Raw genomic sequence first — 19,105 nt, forward strand, 5'->3', positions numbered from 1 at the left:
GCGCGCCACGCTCGCTCCGCCGGCCGTCCGTAGGGCCGGCGGCGATGGCGCGCGCGGGTCAGCGGTGGCACGCGTCGAGCGGCGCGGGTGGGCGGTGGCACGCGTGGGCCGGGCGGACGGCATGCGTGGGCGGTGGCGCGTCAGGCCGACTCGGCGAGCACGGCGTCCAGGAACGGTTCGATGGCCGCGCGCCACCCCTCCGGCTGGTCGTAGTGGACCAGGTGCCCCGCGTCGGGCACCTCGGCGTACTCGCCGCGGGGCAGCACCCGGACCATCTCCTGGGCCTCTGCCCGGCCGAGCTCGCCGTCGAGGCCGCGCACGACCAGCACCGGGCAGCGGACCTGCGTCAGTTCCTCCCAGTGCGCGTCGTAGACCCAGGTCTCGCGGGACTTGAGCATCTGCTCGGGCTCGAAGACGGGACGCCAGCCGTCGGACGACTCCTGCATCACCTCGGCGTAGAACTCGCCCCTGGAGGGGTTCGGGCGCTCCACCCAGGGGTCGTCCTCGCCGAACCACTTGCGGACGTCGGCGAGCGTGGCGAAGGGGACGGGCCAGGAGGCGAACCAGTCGCCCCACTCGCGCTGTGAGGCCGCACCGAGCGCGGAGGCCCGCATGTCGCAGACGACCAGGCCGCGCACCAGGTCCGGGCGCTTGGCGGCGAGCTGCCATCCGGTGAGCGCGCCCATGGCGTGCCCGACGAGGACGGCCGGGGCGAGCCCGAGCTGCTCGAGGGCCGCCTCCGCGTCCTCGACGTAGGCCTCGCGGGTGAAGGCGGCCTGCGGCGGCTTCTCGCTCTGCCCGTGGCCGCGCTGGTCCAGGGCGACCGCGCGGTGCCGTTCGGAGAGCCAGCGGGCGGTGGACGCCCAGTGCGAGGCCCGGCCCATCAGGCCGTGCAGTAACAGCACGCCCGAGGTCTGCTCGGACTCGGCCCGCTCCTCCCGCCCGCCGGTGGACTGCGACGGGATCCCCTTGGGCGGGTCGCCGAACTCCCAAGCCGCCAGACGTACGCCGCCCGCCCCGGTCACGTCGATGCGTCGCCCCATAGGTCCTGGCACCCCCCTAGCCGTCGTACCGCTGCGCTGCCGATGCCTTCGTACTGCCTTCAATCACCTCAGGCTATCGAATGCCCTTTCGAGAATGGCACTCTCCGCACACAACACCGCTCGTTCGAGTGACCATCCTCAGGGAATGATCCCCGCCGCCGAGGGGAGATTCTCACCGGGAGGCGGACCGCTCGGGGAAAACGGTCCGAGGGGAATGACCCTGGGAGCTCGGGGCTCCGGGTCAGCACAGGGGAGGACAGGCCCCGGCGCCGTACGGCGCCGGGGCCCTCCACTGCTCCGCGGCACATCATCCCGCCCCCCTCAGGTCACATGCCTCACGCGACAGCCTGGCACGGGATGTGTCGGAGCGCTGCGATTCGACACAGGCGATCTCCGATTCGACGAGATCGACTCCACGCCACAACTGCCCCACGCGTCTCAGGAGTTGGCCAAAGCCCACCGTTTCCGCGACGATCACCGGCCGCCCCTGCGACCGCGGCGCTCGGCTCAGCGCTTGGCGACGAACACGTGGGACGCGACCTCCGCCTGCAGCTCGGCCGCCTCGCCGCCGCTGCCGACCAGCACCCCGCCCGCCGACTCCGTCACGCTCACCACCGAGCCGGGCTGCACGCCCGCACGGCGCAGCGTGTACATCAGCTGCGCGTCCGTCTGGATCGGCTCGCCGATGCGGCGGACGACGACCGTCTTGCCCTCCGCGCCCGGGTCGAGGTCGGCCAGCGAGACCATGCCCGCGTCCAGGAACGGGTCGGCGCCGTCCTTCTCGCCCAGCTCCTCCAGGCCCGGGATCGGGTTGCCGTACGGCGACTCGGTCGGATGCCGCAGCAGCTCCAGCACGCGCCGCTCGACGGCCTCGCTCATCACGTGCTCCCAGCGGCAGGCCTCCGCGTGCACCTGCTCCCACTCCAGACCGATCACGTCGACGAGCAGACACTCGGCGAGGCGGTGCTTGCGCATCACGCGCGTGGCGAGCCGCCGGCCCTCGTCCGTGAGCTCCAGGTGCCGGTCGCTGGCGACCGAGACCAGGCCGTCGCGCTCCATGCGCGCCACCGTCTGGCTGACCGTCGGCCCGCTCTGGTCGAGGCGCTCGGCGATCCGGGCACGCATGGGGACCACACCTTCCTCTTCCAGCTCGAGGATGGTGCGGAGATACATCTCCGTGGTGTCGATCAGTCCGGACATTGATGCCCCTCGATTAGCTCTGCCGAAGGCTCGACGGCACACCGGCGCGTGCGCTGGCCCTGAACCCAATTCTGCCGGATACCACTGACAAGCGTGCCGGGCCGTCGAAACCGGACGGTTGCCCCACGACGTGCGACACCGGAGAGAGCCGGGCACGGCGCCCCCGCGGGCCGCCGTCACCCGCCGTCACCCGCCGTATTGACACCGCACTGGTCCAGACCGCACCGTGATCCGCGGCACGGACACCCACCGGACACCCACCGGACGTCCACCTGGACTTCCGCCCGGACACCGACACGGCAAAGGGGCCCCTCGGATGAGCGACCGCAAGCTCGCCGCCCAGTTCTTCGACGCCGCGATCGCCCTGCTGCAGCGGGCCCGCGACGAAGAGGCCGACGCCGTCGAGGCGGCCGGCACGCTGCTCGCCGACACCGTGGCCGCCGGCGGCCGGCTCTTCGCCTTCGGCGCCGGCCACTCGTCGCTGGCCGCCCAGGACGTCGTCTACCGCGCCGGCGGCCTCGCCCTGATGAACCTCCTCGCGGTGCCCGGCGTCGAGGTCGCGTCCGGCCCGCTCGGCTCCACCCTGGAGCGGGTCGACGGCCTCGCCGGCGCCGTCCTGGACACCTCGCCCCTGCGCGCGGGCGACGCCCTCGTCGTCGTCTCGCTGTCCGGCCGCAACGCGATGCCGGTGGAGATGGCCCGCAGGGCCCGCGCCCTGGGGGTGAAGGTCATCGGCGTGACATCGGTCGCCTACGCCTCGCAGACGGGGTCCCGGAACGCCTCCGGGACGTTCCTGAAGGACCACTGCGACGTCGTCCTGGACTCGAAGATCGCGGTCGGCGACTCCGAGCTCACCCTGGACACCGTGCCCGCGCCCTTCGCCCCCGCCTCCACCGTCGTCACCTCGGCGCTCCTGCAGGCCGTCATGGCCACCGCGGCCGGCGCCCTCGCCGAGCGGGGCATCGAGCCGCCCCTGCTGCGTTCCGGCAACGTCGACGGCGGCCTCGACTGGAACGCCCGGATCATGGAGGAGTACCGGGACCGGATCTTCTACGGCCGCTGACGGGCCCCGCGGACTCCCCACGGCTGCGGACGCCACACGGCTGCGCACGCGCGCGTGGCTCAGTCGCCGGCGGTGTCGCCCCGGCCCGCCGCCTCGGCCGCGTCTGCGGCCAGGTCCGCCAGGTCCAGGGCCGCCGCCATCCGGCCGGCGACGTCCTCGGCGTACGTCGCGTCCGAGCGCTCGAACGCGGAGCGGCCGGCGCCGCGCAGGAACGTCACGACGCCCAGGGTGCGGCCGCGGCTGCGCAGCACCGCGCACAGGGCGTGCACCGTGCCCTCCGGCCACTGACGGTCCCTGGCCCACTCCCGCACCTCGTCGGCCGGCGCCGAACCCGCGCCGGCCCGCACCGAGCCGGCCCGGGCGACGCACTGCAGCGCCGGATGGCCCCCGGCGTAGCGCAGCGGCAGGCCGGCGTGCCCGGTGAGCACACTGGGACCGGGGCCGCCCGTCGGGGTGGCCGCGACCCGCATCAGCCGAGGCCGCCCGGCGGCCTCCGGGTCGGCGGACGCACCGCCCATCAGCCGGTCCACCAGCGCGTGGTCGGCGAACCCGGCCAGCGCGAAGTCGAGATGGACGGTGGCCGCCTCGGACGGGTCCTCGCACTCGGCGGCCGCGCGGGCCGCCCGGTGCAGCTGGTTGGCGCGGAAACGCAGCAGCGAGGCCTCCTGCTCGCCCTGCTTGGCCTCCGTGACGTCCTGGAAGATCCAGCCCACCCCGAGCGGCACCGGCTCCTCGGCGAGCGGGGAGGCCAGCCGGAGGAAGCCGCTGCGCCAGCAGCGCCGTTTCTCGCCGTCCGGGGTGCGCACCCCGACCCACAGCTCGGCGGGCGCGGGCGGGGCGCCTTCGGCGAGGACGTGCGTCAGCGCGTTCTCCAGCTCCTCCGCGCCCCGGGTGAGGAGTTCGCCGAGCGGGCGGCCGAGGACCGCGGTGCGGCCGGCGCCGAGCGCGCGGGCGGCGTGCACGTTGACGACGGCGGGGCGCAGGTCGGCGTCGACCAGGACGACGCCCCAGGAGGCGTCCTCGAAGAGGGCCTCGCTGAGGGCGATGGAGCGTTCCAGGTCGATCTGGGCGTGCACCTCGCTGAAGGCGCAGTACAGCCCGGCGGCCTTGCCGTCGGGGCCGTGCACGGCGGCGGACTGGGTGCGCACGAGGACCCGGCCGCCGTCCTTCGTCACCAGGGCGAACTCGTGCACCTGACGGCCCGGCGCGTGCATGGCGGACATCAGCCGGCCCTCGATGTCGGCGGCGTCGGCCTCGCGCACGGCCCAGCCGGCGAAGCCGTGCCGGCCGACCGCCTCGGCCGAGCTCCAGCCGAGGATGCGTTCGGCCTCGCGGTTCCAGTGGGTGACGACCCCGTCGCCGTCGAAGGCGCACAGCGCCGCGTCCATGCCGTCCAGCAGTGCGGCGAGCAGGTCGGCGCCGTCCGGGCCGACCGGGACGGCCCCCGCCGCCGTGCCGTCCGGGGTCGTCGGGCCGTCGTCACCCGACCGCCCGGGCTGCTCGGGCTCGTCCGGCCCCAGCTCGTCGGTGGTCCCACTACGCCGGGAAGCACTCACCTGGACCCCCTGCAGGTTCGCTCACTTGCCCTCATTCAACTGGAACGTGACGCAGCCCACATATGATTCCCGCAAGATTGCCGGGGAATCGTCGCACCGCCGCCCGGTCACCTCGGGGCAGGAGCCGCAGGCCCGCCCATTCCGCCCGCCGACCGGCACCGTCGCCCGCGCCGTCGCCGTCGTCCCGGAAAAAGGGTTGAGCCCGCCGGGCGGGCTTCTTAGAGTGGCTGCACTTCGGAAAGGAGGTGGTTCGGCAGATGTATGGATACCGGACGGAAGAGGTGACTGCGGGCTAGCAGCCCGTCGTCGTACTCGGTTCGGCGCCGGACCCGCGTGTGCGCGATGCACGCAGCCGGCCAGACCCACGCAGTCACCCGACCCGCGAGTCGCCGGTACGTCCGGCCGGCCCCTCCTCGGAGAGGACCAGACTCGCGGGTCGCCTGCGTTCACGCTCCGTTCGGAGCGGGACGGCGCCCTCCGGCCCCGTTCCCGTGATTCCTTCGGCGTGTGATCCCCGCCACGCACGGTTTTCCCGTCGCGCAGTACTCTGGCGGCATGCTTTCGCTCGTACGACGCCGCCATGTGGACTACGTCCGCGTCACGAGCATGGGCTGTCGACGCTCCCTCTGAGCCTTCCGGCCCCCTCGCGGTTCTCACCGCGCCCGCGTTCCCGCGCTTCTCGCTGTTTCTCCGCGGTTCCCGCTGTTTCTCCGCGCTTCTCCGGAGTTTTCCGCGGTTGTCCGCGTTCCGGCGTTTCCCCGTCTCTGCCCACCTGGCACCCATGGGCCGGCCCACCCCACGCCGGCCGCGGGCCCCGTACACCCACGGACGCACCATGACGAGCGTGACCCCCCTCCCGCACCGCGCCGACCAGGCCGAACCGTCCTACCGGCAACTGCCGGTCATCGATCTCTCCGACGCAGACCGCGGACCCCGGGCGCGGAAACTGCTGCACGAGCGGCTGCATGGCGCCGCGCACGACGTGGGCTTCTTCCAGCTGGTCGGCCACGGGATCGGCCGGCGCGAGACCGAGGACCTGCTGACCGCCATGCGGGCCTTCTTCGCGCTGCCCGAGGCCGAGCGGCTCGCGATCGACAACGTGAACTCGCCGCACTTCCGCGGATACACGCGGACCGGCGACGAGCGGACCGGCGGCCGGCAGGACTGGCGGGACCAGCTCGACATCGGGGCGGAGCGGCCCGCGCGGACACCGGGACCGGACGAACCCGCGTACTGGTGGCTCCAGGGGCCCAACCAGTGGCCCGGCGGCCTGCCCGCGCTGCGCACCGCGGCACTCGCCTGGATCGAGCGGCTGAGCGCCGTCGCCGAGAAGCTGTTGCACGAGTTGCTCGCCGCCGTCGGGGCGCCCGCGGACTTCTACGACCCGGTCTTCGGGGAGCGGGCCCACCCGCACCTGAAGCTGGTGCGGTATCCCGGGAGCGCGGGGGACGGGACCGGTCAGGGGGTGGGGGCCCACAAGGACTACGGGTTCCTGACGCTGCTCCTCCAGGACCGGGTGGGCGGGCTCCAGGTGCAGCGCGAGGACGGGCGCTTCCACGACGTTCCGCCGCTGGACGGCGCCTTCGTGGTGAACCTCGGAGAGCTGCTGGAGGTGGCGACGAACGGGTATCTCCTGGCCACCAACCACCGGGTGGTGTCACCGCCGAGCGCGGTGGAGCGGTACTCCGTGCCGTTCTTCTACAACCCGCGCCTGGACGCCCGCATCGAGCCGCTGCCCTTCCCGCACGCCTCCGCCGCGCCCGGGGTGACCGACGACCCCGCCAACCCGCTCTTCGCCGAGTACGGCTTCAACGAGCTGAAGGGAAAGCTGCGCGCCCACCCGCTGGTGGCCGAGCGGCATCACGCGGAGCTGCTCAGCCCCGCGTGATCCCGGGTGATCCCGGGTGATCCCGGTTGATCCCGGGTGATCCCGGGTGATCCCCGCGGTTCGGCTCAGTTCGCGATGTCGCCGTAGCCCTCGATCTCCCGGGGGTTGCGGGAGCCGGGGCCGATGTAGCGGGCCGACGGGCGGACCAGGCGGCCGGTGCGCTTCTGCTCCAGGATGTGCGCCGACCAGCCGGCCGTGCGAGCGCAGGTGAACATGGAGGTGAACATGTGCGCCGGGACCTCGGCGAAGTCCAGCACGATGGCCGCCCAGAACTCGACGTTCGTCGCGAGGACCCGGTCCGGGCGGCGGGCGTGCAGCTCGGCGAGGGCGGCCTTCTCCAGGGCTTCGGCGATCTCGAAGCGGGGCGCGCCGAGCTCGCGGGCGGTGCGGCGCAGCACGCGCGCGCGGGGGTCCTCGGCGCGGTAGACGCGGTGGCCGAAGCCCATCAGGCGCTCGCCCCTGTCGAGGGCCTGCCGGACGTAGGCGTCGGCGTCCCCGGTGCGCTCGATCTCCTCGATCATGCCGAGGACGCGGGACGGGGCGCCGCCGTGCAGCGGGCCGGACATGGCGCCCACGGCACCGGAGAGCGCGGCGGCGACGTCGGCGCCGGTGGAGGCGATCACCCGGGCGGTGAAGGTGGACGCGTTCATGCCGTGTTCGGCCGCGGACGTCCAGTAGGCGTCGACCGCCTTGACGTGCTTGGGGTCGGGCTCGCCGCGCCAGCGGATCATGAACCGTTCGACGACGGAGCGGGCCTTGTCGATCTCCCGCTGGGGGACCATGGGCGTGCCCTGGCCGCGCGCCGACTGGGCGACGTAGGACAGGGCCATGACGGCGGCGCGGGCGAGGTCCTCGCGGGCCTGCTCGGCGTCGATGTCGAGGAGGGGCTTGAGGCCCCAGACGGGCGCGAGCATGGCGAGCGCGGACTGGACGTCGACGCGGATGTCACCGGAGTGGACGGGGATCGGGAACGGCTCGGCGGGCGGCAGGCCGGGGTTGAAGGCGCCGTCCACGAGCAGGCCCCAGACGTTGCCGAAGGAGACATGGCCGACCAGGTCCTCGATGTCGACGCCCCGGTACCGCAGGGCGCCGCCCTCCTTGTCGGGTTCGGCGATCTCCGTCTCGAACGCGACGACTCCTTCGAGTCCGGGTACGAAGTCGGACATCAGGCGGCTCCTCGTGAGTGTGCGACGGATGGCGCCGGCGGATCCGCGGTCCGGGACGCGTCGAGCCGGGTCGACGTGCGGGGACTCGCGGTCCTGGCGCTCTCCCCAGTGTTGCCCCGTAGGGCTGGCGGTCACCCGACCGGGGTGGCATCTCACCCTATCCGCGAGTGCCACCTTTGGGGAGTGTCAGCGGCACTCAGTGCCATTCGGTGCGGGCCGGGCGGGTCGTCCGCCTCGGCGGGCCATACGGCAGGATGACCGTGTGACCGACGCAGACGCCGCCTCCCCCGGACCGGGCCCCGGTGCCGGTCCCGGTCCCGCGCTCGACCCCGCCGCCATGCGCAAGCAGTACCGGGTCGAGGGAATCACCGAGGCCGAGCTGGCCGCGACGCCCGTGGAGCAGTTCGCCCGCTGGTTCAAGGACGCGGCCGTGGAGGCCCGCCTCTTCGAGCCGAACGCCATGGTGGTCTCCACCGCGGACGCGGAGGGCCGGCCGAGCTCCCGCACGGTGCTGCTGAAGCAGTTCGACGAGAAGGGCTTCGTCTTCTACACCAACTACGACTCCCGCAAGGCCCGCGACCTGGCCGCGAACCCGCACGTCTCGCTGCTCTTCCCGTGGCATCCGATGGCCCGGCAGGTCATCGTGCGGGGCGTGGCGCGGCGCACCGGGCGCGACGAGACGGCGGCGTACTTCCGCACCCGGCCGCACGGCTCCCAGCTCGGCGCCTGGGCCAGCGCCCAGTCCTCGGTGATCGCCTCGCGCGACGGTCTCGACGCCTCCTACGCCGAGCTGGCGGCCCGCTACCCGGAGGGCGAGCAGGTGCCGGTGCCGCCGCACTGGGGCGGGTTCCGGGTGGCGCCGCAGTCCGTGGAGTTCTGGCAGGGCCGGCTGAACCGCCTGCACGACCGCCTGCGGTACGTGGCGGAGCCGGACGGCAGCTGGCGCGTGGAGCGACTCAGCCCGTGAGACGGCGCGGCCCAGCTCCTGAGACCGGGGCTGTTCAGCCTTCCGAGGGGGCGCGGCACGCTCGGCACCGCCTTCAGCCGAGCGCCTCGTCCAGCAGCGCCGCCCACTGCGCCACCACCCGGTCGCGGCGCGGCCCGTCGTCGGTGAGGAGGTTGGCGAGGCCGAGGCCGCGAGCCATGTCGAGGAGTCCCTGGACCCTCTCGCGGACCCCGGGCACGGACTCGTCGGCGCCGAGGAGCTCCACGGCTATGCGGTGGGTCTCGCGGCCCACCCGGGCCTCCAGCTCGGTGACCCGCGGGCGCAGCTGCTCCTCGTTGGAGGCGGCCACCCACAGGTGAAGGGCGGCCCGGAAGAGGGGGCCGGTGTAGAGGTCGACGAGGGCGGCGACGACCGCGCGCCGGTCGCCGGCCGCGCCCTGCGGGAACAGGGCGCGCAACGCCGTCGAGCGTTCCTCGGCGACGTACTCGACGGCGGCGGTGAACAGGTCCTCGCGGGTGGGGAAGTGGTGCTGGGCGGCGCCGCGGGAGACGCCCGCGCGTTCGGCGACGACGGAGACCGTGGAGCCCGCCCAGCCGTGCTCGCCGAGGCAGGCCACGGCAGCCTCCAGCAGCCGCTGCCGGGTGGCCCGGCTGCGGTCCTGCTTGGGGACACGGTCGCGGTCCACCGCGCTCACAGTGCCCATGCGGGATCCCGTCGTTCGAGGAAGGCCGTCATCCCCTCGCGGGCCTCGGCGGTGGAGAACAACCGGGCCGAGAGTGCGGTGAGATCGGCGGCATCCCGGTCGAATGCCTCCAGCACCCTAGCCGTGAGCAGCCGTTTCGTCTCGGCGAGGGCCTGCGGGGCGGATCTGCGGAGTCCCTCCAGGACGGGGGTGAGGACGGCGTCGACGTCGTCGCCGGCCGCGGTCAGCAGGCCGATCCGGGCGGCCTCGGGGGCGTCGAAGCGCTCGCCGGTGAGGTAGTAGCGGGCGACGGCCCGCGGGTCGGTGCGCGGGAGCAGCGGCAGGGAGATCACCGCCGGCGCCACGCCGATCCGCACCTCCGTGAAGGCGAAGGTGGACGCGGTGGCGGCGGCGGTGACGTCGCAGGCGGCGAGCAGGCCGAGTCCGCCGGCGCGTACGTGCCCGGTGACGCGGGCGACGACCGGTTTGGGCAGGGCGACGATCCGGCGCAGCAGGCCGACGAACGCGTCCGGGTGGGGCGGGTCGCGCAGGTCGGCGCCGGCGCAGAAGGTGCCGCCGGTGTGGGTGAGGACGACCGCGCGGACGCCGGAGTCCTCGGCACAGTCCGCGAGGGCGCCGGCGAGGGCGCCGACGAGCGCCGAGGAGAGGGCGTTGCGGGTGGCTGGCGCGTCGAGGCTGAGCGTCTCGACGCCGCGCGCGCGGGTGCGTCCGATCAAGGGCGCCGTGGCCGTCGTCATGCGCGCTCCCGCAGCTTTCGGCGGAGGATCTTGCCCGAGGCGGCTCTGGGGACGGCGTCGACGAAGGTGACGTGGCGGACGCGCTTGTAGGGGGCGACCCGTTCGGCGACGTACATCGCGACCTCGCCCGCGGCGAGTTCGGGGGCGGTGGGCCTGCGGACCACGAAGGCGTGCGGGACCTCGTTGCCGTCGTCGTCGTAGACGCCGATGACGGCCGCGTCCGCGATCTGCGGGTGGGTGAGCAGCAGCGCCTCGAGTTCGGCGGGGGCGACCTGGAAGCCCTTGTACTTGATGAGTTCCTTGACGCGGTCGACGACGAACAGCCAACCGTCCTCGTCGACCCGCCCGACGTCGCCGGTGTGCAGCCAGCCGGCGTCGTCGATCATGTCGGCGGTGGCGTCGGGGCGGCCGAGGTAGCCCTTCATGATCTGCGGGCCGCGGATGAGGATCTCGCCGGCTTCGCCGACGCCGAGATCCTTGCCGGGATCGTCGAGGGAGACGATCCGCATCTCGGTGCCGGCGATGAGGCGGCCGACGGTGCCGCCGGGCGCCTCGCGCATGGCGGACAGCGGGACGACGTGGGTGCCCGGCGACAGTTCCGTCATGCCGTAGGCCTGGCCCACGGGCGGGAGGTTCAGGCGCTCGGCGCAGGCGGCGGCGAGGTCGGCGTCCAGTGGTGCGGCGGCGCTGATCACGTACTTCAGTGACGTCAGGTCGTAGGCGGCGACCGCCGGGTGCTTGGCGAGGGCGAGGACGATGGGCGGCGCCACGTACAGGCCGGTGATCCGGTGCTTCTGGATGGCGGCGAGGAACGTCTCGAGGTCGAAGCGGGGCAGGACGACGACGGTGGCGCCGTGCCGCAGCGGGGCGTTCATCAGGGCGGTGAGGCCGTAGATGTGGAAGAAGGGCAGCACGGCGAGGATGCGGTCGCCGGGGCCGGCGGAGATCGCCGGTTCGAGCTGGGCGAGGTTGGTGGCGATCTGCCGGTGGGTGAGCATGACGCCCTTGGGGACGCCGGTGGTGCCGGAGGAGTACGGCAGGGCCGCGACGTCCGCCACCGGGTCGATGGCGACCTGCGGCTCGGAGGCCGTCGAGCCGAGCATGTCGACCAGCGAGCGGTGTCCGGGGGCGCTGTCGCAGACGAAGATCTCCTCGACGCCGCCCGCGAGTTCGGCGGCCCGGCGGGCCGTCTGCAGCAGTGGCGAGACGGTGACGATCCAGCGGGCGGCCGAGTCGCCGAGCTGTTTGGCGAACTCCTCGGCGGTGGCGAGCGGATGCACCGTGGTGACGGTGGCGCCCGCGCGGGTGGCCGCGTAGAAGGCGATCGGGAACGCGACGGTGTTGGGGCTGTGCAGGGCCAGCACGTCGCCCTTGACGACCCCGGCCTCGGCGAGGGCCGCGGCGACCCGCCGGTGGAAGCGGTCCAGCTGGTCGTACGTGAGGGTGGTGCCGTCCGTGCCGTCGACGAGGGCGGGCAGCTCCCCGAACTCGGCGGCGCGGCCCAGCACGGCGTCGTGGATGGGGAGTTCTATGGGCGGGACGTCTGCGTACTCGCTGCGGAACATGGTTCCTCCTCGGGCGCCGGGCACGCGGGTGTGCCGGTTCGGGCGCTTCGGGCCGGTGTGGCCGTCGAGCCGGTTCAGTACGACCTGGGCAGGCCCAGGGTCTGGTGGGAGACGTAGTTGAGGATCATCTCCCGGCTCACCGGGGCGATACGAGCCACGCGGGAGGCCGTTATCAACCGGGCGAGGCCGAACTCGCGCGTGAGGCCGTTGCCGCCGAGAGTGTGCACGGCCTGGTCGACCGCCTTCACACAGGCCTCTCCCGCCGCGTACTTGGCCATGTTGGCGGCCTCGCCCGCGCCCGCGTCGTCGCCCGCGTCGTACAGGAGGGCCGCCTTCTGCATCATCAGGCGGGCCAGTTCGAGGTCGATGTGGGCCTGTGCGAGGGGGTGCGCGATGGCCTGGTGGGCGCCGATGGGGGTGTCCCAGACGGTGCGTTCGCGCGCGTACTCGACGGCGCGGGAGAGCGCGTGGCGGCCCATGCCGATCGCGAAGGCGGCCGTCATGACGCGTTCGGGGTTGAGTCCGGCGAAGAGCTGGAGCAGGCCCGCGTCCTCCTCGCCGACGAGGGCCCGCGCCGGGAGCCGCACATCGTCCAGGACGAGTTCGAACTGCTTCTCCACGCTGTCCAGTTCCATGTCGATCCGGCGGCGGGTGAAGCCGGGCGCGTCGCGCGGGACGATGAACAGGCAGGGCTTGAGGCGGCCCGTGCGGGCGTCCTCGGTGCGGCCGACGATCAGTGTGGCGTCGGCGATGTCCACGCCGGAGACGAAGACCTTGCGGCCGGTCAGCAGCCAGTCGCCGCTCGCGGGGTCGCGGCGGGCGGTGGTGGTGATGCGGTGGCTGTTGGAGCCGGCGTCGGGTTCGGTGATGCCGAACGCCATGAGCCGGCTGCCGTCGGCCAGCGCGGGGAGCCACTCCTGCTTCTGGGCCTCGGTGCCGAAACGGGCGATGACCGTGCCGCAGATCGCCGGGGAGACGATCATCATGAGGAGCGGGTTGCCCGCGGCGCCCATCTCTTCGAGGACGAGGGAGAGTTCGGTGATGCCGCCGCCTCCGCCTCCGTAGGCCTCGGGGAGGTTGACGCCGATGTAGCCGAGCTTGGCGGCGGCCTGCCAGAGCCCGTCGTCCTGGGTGGCGTGGGCGTGGCTCCTGGCGAAGGACGAGACCGCCTTGCGGAGTGCCTTGTGTTCGTCGGACTCGATCAGGGTCGTCACTGTGGCTCCTTTGGCTGCGGGTTCGTCGTGGCCGGTCGCGGAGTCCCCGCGCCCCTAGGTGTCCTGCACTACGGCCAGCAGGGCGCCGACCTGGACCTGCTGTCCTTCCCTCACCCGGACCGCCGTCACCGTCCCCGTCGCCGGGGCGGGGATGACGTGTTGCATCTTCATCGCTTCGAGCCACACCAGCGGTTCACCCGCTTCGACACTCGATCCGGTGATGAGACCGGGCGCGAGCTTGACGACCGTGCCCGGCATCGGGGCCAGGAGGGAGCCGGGGGCGTGCTGGGCCTGCGGGGCCGGGAAGCGCGGGAGAGACGTGAGGGTCTCACCGTTGACGTGGACCTGGTCGCCGTAGCGGGCGATCTCGTAGCGGCGGCGCACACCGTCGGACTCCAGGACGACCAGGGACGGCGTCGCGTGGACGATCTGGACGCCCTCGGCCATGAGTCCGGACCGGCCGTGTTCGTACGCCACCTCGATCTCCTCGCCGCCCACCGCGTACCGCTTCGTCTGCGGCTGGGACGGCACGTTGCGCCAGCCGCCGAACGGTGAGCGGGTGCCGGCGTCGGCGAGGGCGGCGGCCAGCGGGGCGTACGGGTCGGACGCCGGGGCGGTCAGCTCGCCGAGGTGCCGGTCGTAGAAGCCGGTGTCCATGCGGGCGGACGTGAACTCCGGGTGCCGCAGGGAGCGGACCAGCAGGTCGCGGTTGGTGACCGGCCCGTGCAGGACCGTGCGTTCCAGGGCGCCCGCGAGCCGGCGGATCGCCTCCGCCCGCGTGGGGGCGTGGGCGACGACCTTGGCGAGCATCGGGTCGTAGTGGACGCCGATGTCGTCGCCGTCGCCGTAGCCGGTGTCGAGCCGGACGCCCCCGGGGACGGACAGGCGGTGCAGGACGCCGGTCTGCGGGGTCCAGTCGGCCGCCGGGTCCTCGGCGTAGAGGCGGGCCTCGACGGCGTGACCGCGCGCGGGCGGCGGCTCGGGGGCGAGGGCGGCGCCCTCCGCGACCCGGATCTGCTCGGCCACCAGGTCGAGCCCGAAGACGGCCTCCGTGACGGGGTGTTCGACCTGGAGGCGGGTGTTCATCTCCAGGAAGTGCGGGCGGCCGTCCGCGACGAGGAACTCGACGGTGCCGGCGCCGACGTAGGAGACGGCCCGTGCGGCGCGCACGGCCAGCGCGCGCAGTTCCTCCGCCAGGGGCTCGGCGAGGCCCGGCGCCGGCGCCTCCTCGATCACCTTCTGGTGGCGGCGCTGCAGCGAGCAGTCGCGGGTGCCGAGCGCCCACACCGTGCCGTGCGTGTCGGCGAGGATCTGCACCTCGACATGGCGGCCGTTCTCCACGTACGGCTCGACGAACACCTCGCCGTCGCCGAAGGCGCTCGCGGCCTCGGCGCGCGCGCCCTCCAGCGCGGGGCCCAGCTCCGTCAGGCGGCGCACCACGCGCATGCCGCGCCCGCCGCCTCCCGCCGCCGCCTTCACCAGCACGGGCAGGTCGGCCTCCGTCACCGCGTCCGCGGCCAGGGGGGTGAGGCCCATGAGCTGTTTGGCGCGCGTCTTGGACGCCATGGCCTCGATCGCCTGGGGCGGCGGCCCGATCCAGACGAGGCCCGCGTCCAGGACGGCGCGCGCGAAGTCGGCGTTCTCGGACAGGAAGCCGTAGCCGGGGTGCACGGCGTCCGCGCCCGCGGCGACGGCGGCCTTCACCACGAGGTCGGCGCGCAGATAGGTGTCCGCGGGCGAGCTGCCGGGCAGCCGTACGGCCGTGTCGGCCACCCGCGTGTGGAGCGCTCCGGCGTCGGCGTCCGAGTGGACGGCGACGGTGCGCACGCCCGCCTCGCGGCAGGTGCGGAAGACGCGGCAGGCGATCTCGCCGCGGTTGGCCACCAGAACGGAAGTAATCATGAGCCTCACATCCGGAAGACGCCGAAGCCGCCGCGGGCGCCCTCGTACGGGGCCGTGTGCACGGCCGACAGGCACAGTCCGAGGACGGTGCGGGTGTCGCGCGGGTCGATGACGCCGTCGTCGTACAGCCGCCCCGACAGGAACATGGGCAGCGACTCGGACTCGATCTGCTGCTCCACCATGGCGCGCAGGGCGGCGTCGCGCGTCCTCGTCGTAGGGGTGGCCCTTCGCGGCCGCCGACTGGCGGGCGACGATCGACAGGACGCCGGCGAGCTGCTGCGGGCCCATCACCGCCGACTTCGCGCTCGGCCAGGCGAACAGGAAGCGGGGGTCGTAGGCGCGTCCGCACATGCCGTAGTGGCCGGCGCCGTACGACGCGCCCATGAGCACCGACAGGTGCGGGACCCTCGAGTTGGACACGGCGTTGATCATCATGGCGCCGTGCTTGATGATGCCGCCCTGCTCGTACTCCCGGCCGACCATGTATCCGGTGGTGTTGTGCAGGAAGAGCAGTGGGATGTCGCGCTGGTTGGCGAGCTGGATGAACTGGGCGGCCTTCTGCGACTCGGCGCTGAACAGGACGCCCTGGGCGTTGGCCAGGATGCCGACCGGGTAGCCGTGCAGGGTCGCCCAGCCGGTGACGAGGCTCGTCCCGTAGAGGGGCTTGAACTCGTCGAAGTCGGAGGCGTCGACGATCCGGGCGATCACCTCGCGCGGGTCGAAGGGGGTGCGCAGGTCCCCGGGGACGATGCCCAGGAGCTCTTCCTCGTCATACTTCGGAGGGACGGCCGGGCCCGGGTCCGGGTACGCCTTGCGGTGGTTGAGGCGGGCCACCACGCGGCGCGCCTGGCGCAGCGCGTCCCGCTCGTCGACGGCGAAGTGGTCGGCGAGGCCGGACACGCGCGCGTGCATCTCCGCGCCGCCCAGGGACTCGTCGTCGCTCTCCTCCCCGGTGGCCATCTTCACCAGCGGCGGCCCGCCGAGGAACACCTTCGCCCGCTCCTTGACCATGATCACGTGGTCGGACATGCCGGGGACGTAGGCGCCGCCCGCGGTCGAGTTGCCGAAGACCACGGCGACGGTCGGGATACCGGCGGCGGAGAGCCGGGTCAGGTCGCGGAAGACGGCCCCGCCCGGAATGAAGATCTCCTTCTGGGACGGCAGGTCGGCGCCGCCCGACTCGACGAGGCTGATGCAGGGCAGCCGGTTGGCGAGCGCGATGTCGTTGGCCCGCAGGGCCTTCTTCAGCGACCAGGGGTTGCTGGCGCCGCCCCGCACGGTGGGGTCGTTGGCGGTGATCAGGCACTCCACGCCCTCGACGACGCCGATGCCGGTCACGAGGGACGCGCCGACGGTGTGATCGCTGCCCCAGGCGGCCAGCGACGACAGTTCCAGGAACGGCGTGTCGGGATCGAGGAGCAGCTCGACGCGCTCGCGGGCGAGGAGCTTGCCGCGCGCGCGGTGCCGGGCGACGTACTTCTCGCCGCCGCCGGCCAGCGCCTTCGCGTGCTCGGCGTCGAGACCGGCCAGCTTGCCGAGCATGGCGTCGCGGTGGGCGCGGTAGTCGGGGCCGTGGGTGTCCAGGGCGGACGTGATGACCGTCAAAGGAGGGCCTCCGGGATGTCCAGACAGCGGGAGCGCAGCCATTCGCCGAGCGCCTTGGCCTGCGGGTCGAAGCGGTGTCGGGCGGCCACGCCTTCGCCGAGGACGCCCTCGACGACGAAGTTCAGGGCCCGCAGCCGGGGCAGGACGTGCCGGGTGACGGTCAGGGTGCGGCACTCGGGGAGGAGTTCGCGCAGTCGGTCGGTCGTCAGCTCGTGGGCGAGCCAGCGCCAGGCCTCGTCCGTCCGCGCCCAGACGCCGACGTTGGCGTCGCCGCCCTTGTCGCCGCTGCGGGCGCCGGCGACCAGCCCGAGGGGCGCGCGCCGCACGGGGCCGGGCGGCAGCGGCTCGGGCAGGCCGGGTTCCGGCGCCGCCTCGAGCGGGCGGGTGCCGTCGGCGGGCGGCGCGGGGACGGTCAGGCGGCGGCCGTCGTGCAGGACGGCGACGTGCTCGACGTCCCCCTGCGGGACGGACGAGGCCTCGAACACGCCGTACGGGGAGCCCTTGCCGGGGGGTGCGAGCAGATGGAAGCCGGGGTAACTGGCCAGCGCCAGCTCGACGGCCGCCCCGCTCAACGCCCGCCCGACGACGGCCTGTTCGGGGTCGCGTACGACGAGTCGGAGCAGCGCGCCGGCGGTCTCCTCGGTGTCGGCGTCGGGCCGGTCGGTGCGGACGAGCTCCCAACGGACCTGTGCTGGAGGCGACTTGGCGAGCGCATCGGTCATCTGCTCGCGCACCAGCGCCGCCTTGGCCTCGATGTCGAGGCCGGTGAGCACGAAGACGACCTCGTTGCGGAAGCCGCCGAGGCGGGTGCGGCCGACCTTGAGGGCCGGTGGCGGGGCCTCGCCGCGCACGCCGTCGATCCGCACCCGGTCCGGGCCGTCCTGGGTGAGCCGGACGGTGTCCAGCCGGGCCGTGACGTCGGGGCCCGCGTACCGGGCGCCGCCCGTCTCGTACAGCAGCTGGGCGGTCACCGTGCCGACGTCGACGAAGCCGCCCGTGCCGGGGTGCTTGGTGATGACGCAGCTGCCGTCCTCGTGGATCTCGGCGAGCGGGAAGCCGGGCCGGCGCAGGTCACGGCCGGCGCCGCCGTCGGCGAAGAACGCGTAGTTGCCGCCCGTCGCCTGCGTCCCGCACTCCAGGACGTGTCCGGCGACGACCGCGCCCGCGAGACGGTCGTACTCCCGAGGCCTCCAGCCGAAGTGGGCGGCGGCGGGCCCGGTGACCAGGGCCGCGTCGGTGACCCGCCCGGTGACGACGACGTCCGCGCCCTCGCGCAGACAGGCGGCGATGCCGAAACCGCCGAGGTAGGCGTGGGCGGTGAGGCTGCCGGGCCACCGGGGGCCGACGTCGTCGCCCTCGACGTGCGCGACGCGCACCGGGATGCCGATCCGGTCCGCCAATTCCCGTACGGCGTCGGCGAGCCCGCCCGGGTTGAGGCCGCCGGCGTTGGCGACGATCCGCACCCCGCGTTCGTGGGCGAGGCCGAGGCACTCCTCGAGCTGCCGCAGGAAGGTGCGGGCGTAGCCGGCGGCGGGGTCCTTCAGCCGGTCGCGGCCCAGGATCAGCATGGTCAGCTCGGCGAGGTAGTCGCCGGTGACGACGTCCAGCTCGCCGCCGGTGAGCATTTCGCGCAGTGCGTCGAAGCGGTCGCCGTAGAAGCCGGAGGCGTTGCCCACGCGCAGCACGCTCACGCGGCCGTCCCCTTCGGCGGACGGCCGCCGCCGGGCGGCCCCGCGAAGGCCTGGGCGACGTCCAGCCAGCGGTCGGCGTCGGCGCCCTCGGCGCGCAGGCCGAGGTCGGCGCGGTGGGCGCGCTGGGTCACCAGGAGGCAGAAGTCGACGGCGGAGCCGGTGACCCGGTCGTCGGCGTCCTCGGGACCGTACGCCCACAACTGCCCCGAGGGGCTGCGCAGTTCCACGCGGAACTCCTCGAACGGCGTGGGCAGCCCGTGCACGCCGAACGCGAAGTCACGGGTGCGGACACCGAGACGCACGATGTGCCGGAGCCGGTCGGTGGGCACGGGCTCCGCCCCCAGCGCGTCCGCCACGTCCAGGCCGTGGGCCCAGGTCTCCATGAGCCGTGCGGTGGCCATCGAGGCGGCGGCCATCGGCGGGCCGTACCAGGGGAAGCGCGCTCCTGCGGGCGCGGCGCGCAACGCCGCTTGCAGGGCGTCGCGCCCGGCGCGCCAGTCCGCGAGGAGCTGCCCGGGCGGCCGCGCGGCCCCCTCCTCGGCGCCGTTGTCCACGAAGTCGCCGGGCGCGGCCAGCGCCTTCTCGACCTCACGGGCGAAGGCGTCCCCGTCGGTCACGGCCAGCACGGAGGAACGGTCGGTCCAGGCGAGATGCGCGATCTGGTGCGCGACGGTCCAGCCGGGCGCGGGTGTCGGCAGCGCCCACTGCTCCGCTCCCAATTCGGCCACCAGGCCGTCGAGTTCGTCGCTTTCGGCACGGAGGTCGTCGAGTACGGGGGTGGGGTCGGCCATGGGGTGGAGCATGGCAGCGGCGCAAAAAACAATCA

General features: G+C 73.7%; 14 protein-coding genes and 1 pseudogene. 3 read left to right on the forward strand and 12 right to left on the reverse strand.

What is annotated here, in order from left to right; all coding sequences use genetic code 11:
- Positions 1–140: 140 nt before the first annotated feature.
- Together QF032_RS17745 and QF032_RS17750 are read right to left on the reverse strand one after the other, a co-directional pair.
- Complete coding sequence (locus tag QF032_RS17745; protein WP_307056531.1) at positions 141–1,043, reverse strand: alpha/beta fold hydrolase; 903 nt, start codon at positions 1,041–1,043, stop codon at positions 141–143.
- A 507-nt stretch (positions 1,044–1,550) separates the two neighbouring features.
- Positions 1,551–2,243, reverse strand: a complete 693-nt coding sequence (locus tag QF032_RS17750) for a metal-dependent transcriptional regulator (protein ID WP_057579021.1) — start codon at positions 2,241–2,243, stop codon at positions 1,551–1,553.
- 316 nt (positions 2,244–2,559) lie between these two features.
- Here QF032_RS17750 and QF032_RS17755 point away from each other — a divergent pair, with 316 nt between their 5' ends.
- A complete protein-coding gene (locus QF032_RS17755; protein ID WP_307043873.1) occupies positions 2,560–3,306 on the forward strand; it encodes an SIS domain-containing protein in 747 nt (248 codons plus the stop codon).
- A 59-nt stretch (positions 3,307–3,365) separates the two neighbouring features.
- Here QF032_RS17755 and QF032_RS17760 read toward each other — a convergent pair whose 3' ends face one another.
- Positions 3,366–4,862 carry a PAS domain-containing protein gene (locus tag QF032_RS17760; protein WP_307056533.1) on the reverse strand — a complete coding sequence of 499 codons (1,497 nt, stop codon included), beginning with the start codon at positions 4,860–4,862 and terminating at the stop codon, positions 3,366–3,368.
- A gap of 835 nt (positions 4,863–5,697) precedes the next feature.
- Between QF032_RS17760 and QF032_RS17765 the strand changes: the two genes are divergently transcribed.
- Positions 5,698–6,750 carry an isopenicillin N synthase family dioxygenase gene (locus QF032_RS17765; RefSeq protein WP_307043877.1) on the forward strand — a complete coding sequence of 351 codons (1,053 nt, stop codon included), beginning with the start codon at positions 5,698–5,700 and terminating at the stop codon, positions 6,748–6,750.
- Between the two features lie 65 nt (positions 6,751–6,815).
- Here the strand turns inward: QF032_RS17765 and QF032_RS17770 are convergent, their stop codons facing one another.
- The gene (locus tag QF032_RS17770) at positions 6,816–7,916 is read right to left on the reverse strand and encodes a citrate synthase 2 (protein ID WP_306951241.1); all 1,101 of its coding nucleotides are present in this window, start codon (positions 7,914–7,916) and stop codon (positions 6,816–6,818) included.
- A 337-nt stretch (positions 7,917–8,253) separates the two neighbouring features.
- Between QF032_RS17770 and pdxH the strand changes: the two genes are divergently transcribed.
- Positions 8,254–8,883 carry a pyridoxamine 5'-phosphate oxidase gene (gene pdxH, locus QF032_RS17775; protein WP_307050159.1) on the forward strand — a complete coding sequence of 210 codons (630 nt, stop codon included), beginning with the start codon at positions 8,254–8,256 and terminating at the stop codon, positions 8,881–8,883.
- A 73-nt stretch (positions 8,884–8,956) separates the two neighbouring features.
- Here the strand turns inward: pdxH and QF032_RS17780 are convergent, their stop codons facing one another.
- The 8 genes and pseudogenes from QF032_RS17780 to QF032_RS17815 form a co-directional block, all read right to left on the reverse strand.
- Entirely contained in the window at positions 8,957–9,565 is a 609-nt protein-coding gene (locus QF032_RS17780) for a TetR/AcrR family transcriptional regulator (protein ID WP_307043879.1), read from the reverse strand.
- On the reverse strand, positions 9,553–10,302 hold the full coding sequence (locus QF032_RS17785; RefSeq protein WP_307056535.1) for an enoyl-CoA hydratase family protein: 750 nt from the start codon (positions 10,300–10,302) through the stop codon (positions 9,553–9,555). Before QF032_RS17785 ends, QF032_RS17780 begins: the two co-directional genes overlap by 13 nt.
- Positions 10,299–11,867 carry a 4-coumarate--CoA ligase family protein gene (locus tag QF032_RS17790; protein ID WP_307043882.1) on the reverse strand — a complete coding sequence of 523 codons (1,569 nt, stop codon included), beginning with the start codon at positions 11,865–11,867 and terminating at the stop codon, positions 10,299–10,301. Before QF032_RS17790 ends, QF032_RS17785 begins: the two co-directional genes overlap by 4 nt.
- A 74-nt stretch (positions 11,868–11,941) precedes the next feature.
- Positions 11,942–13,081: an acyl-CoA dehydrogenase family protein gene (locus tag QF032_RS17795; RefSeq protein ID WP_307043884.1), complete on the reverse strand. Its 1,140-nt coding sequence runs from the start codon at positions 13,079–13,081 to the stop codon at positions 11,942–11,944.
- A 54-nt stretch (positions 13,082–13,135) separates the two neighbouring features.
- Positions 13,136–14,983, reverse strand: a complete 1,848-nt coding sequence (locus QF032_RS17800) for an acetyl/propionyl/methylcrotonyl-CoA carboxylase subunit alpha (protein ID WP_307056536.1) — start codon at positions 14,981–14,983, stop codon at positions 13,136–13,138.
- Positions 14,984–14,988: 5 nt separating this feature from the next.
- Positions 14,989–16,588, reverse strand: a pseudogene (locus QF032_RS17805) (acyl-CoA carboxylase subunit beta).
- Entirely contained in the window at positions 16,585–18,279 is a 1,695-nt protein-coding gene (locus tag QF032_RS17810; RefSeq protein ID WP_307056538.1) for an acyclic terpene utilization AtuA family protein, read from the reverse strand. The pseudogene QF032_RS17805 and the gene QF032_RS17810 overlap by 4 nt, the downstream one beginning before the upstream one ends.
- On the reverse strand, positions 18,276–19,070 hold the full coding sequence (locus tag QF032_RS17815) for a TIGR03084 family metal-binding protein (RefSeq protein WP_307043893.1): 795 nt from the start codon (positions 19,068–19,070) through the stop codon (positions 18,276–18,278). Before QF032_RS17815 ends, QF032_RS17810 begins: the two co-directional genes overlap by 4 nt.
- Positions 19,071–19,105: the final 35 nt, after the last annotated feature.

Origin of the sequence: Streptomyces achromogenes (assembly GCF_030816715.1) — a bacterium.
GTDB lineage: Bacteria > Actinomycetota > Actinomycetes > Streptomycetales > Streptomycetaceae > Streptomyces > Streptomyces achromogenes_A.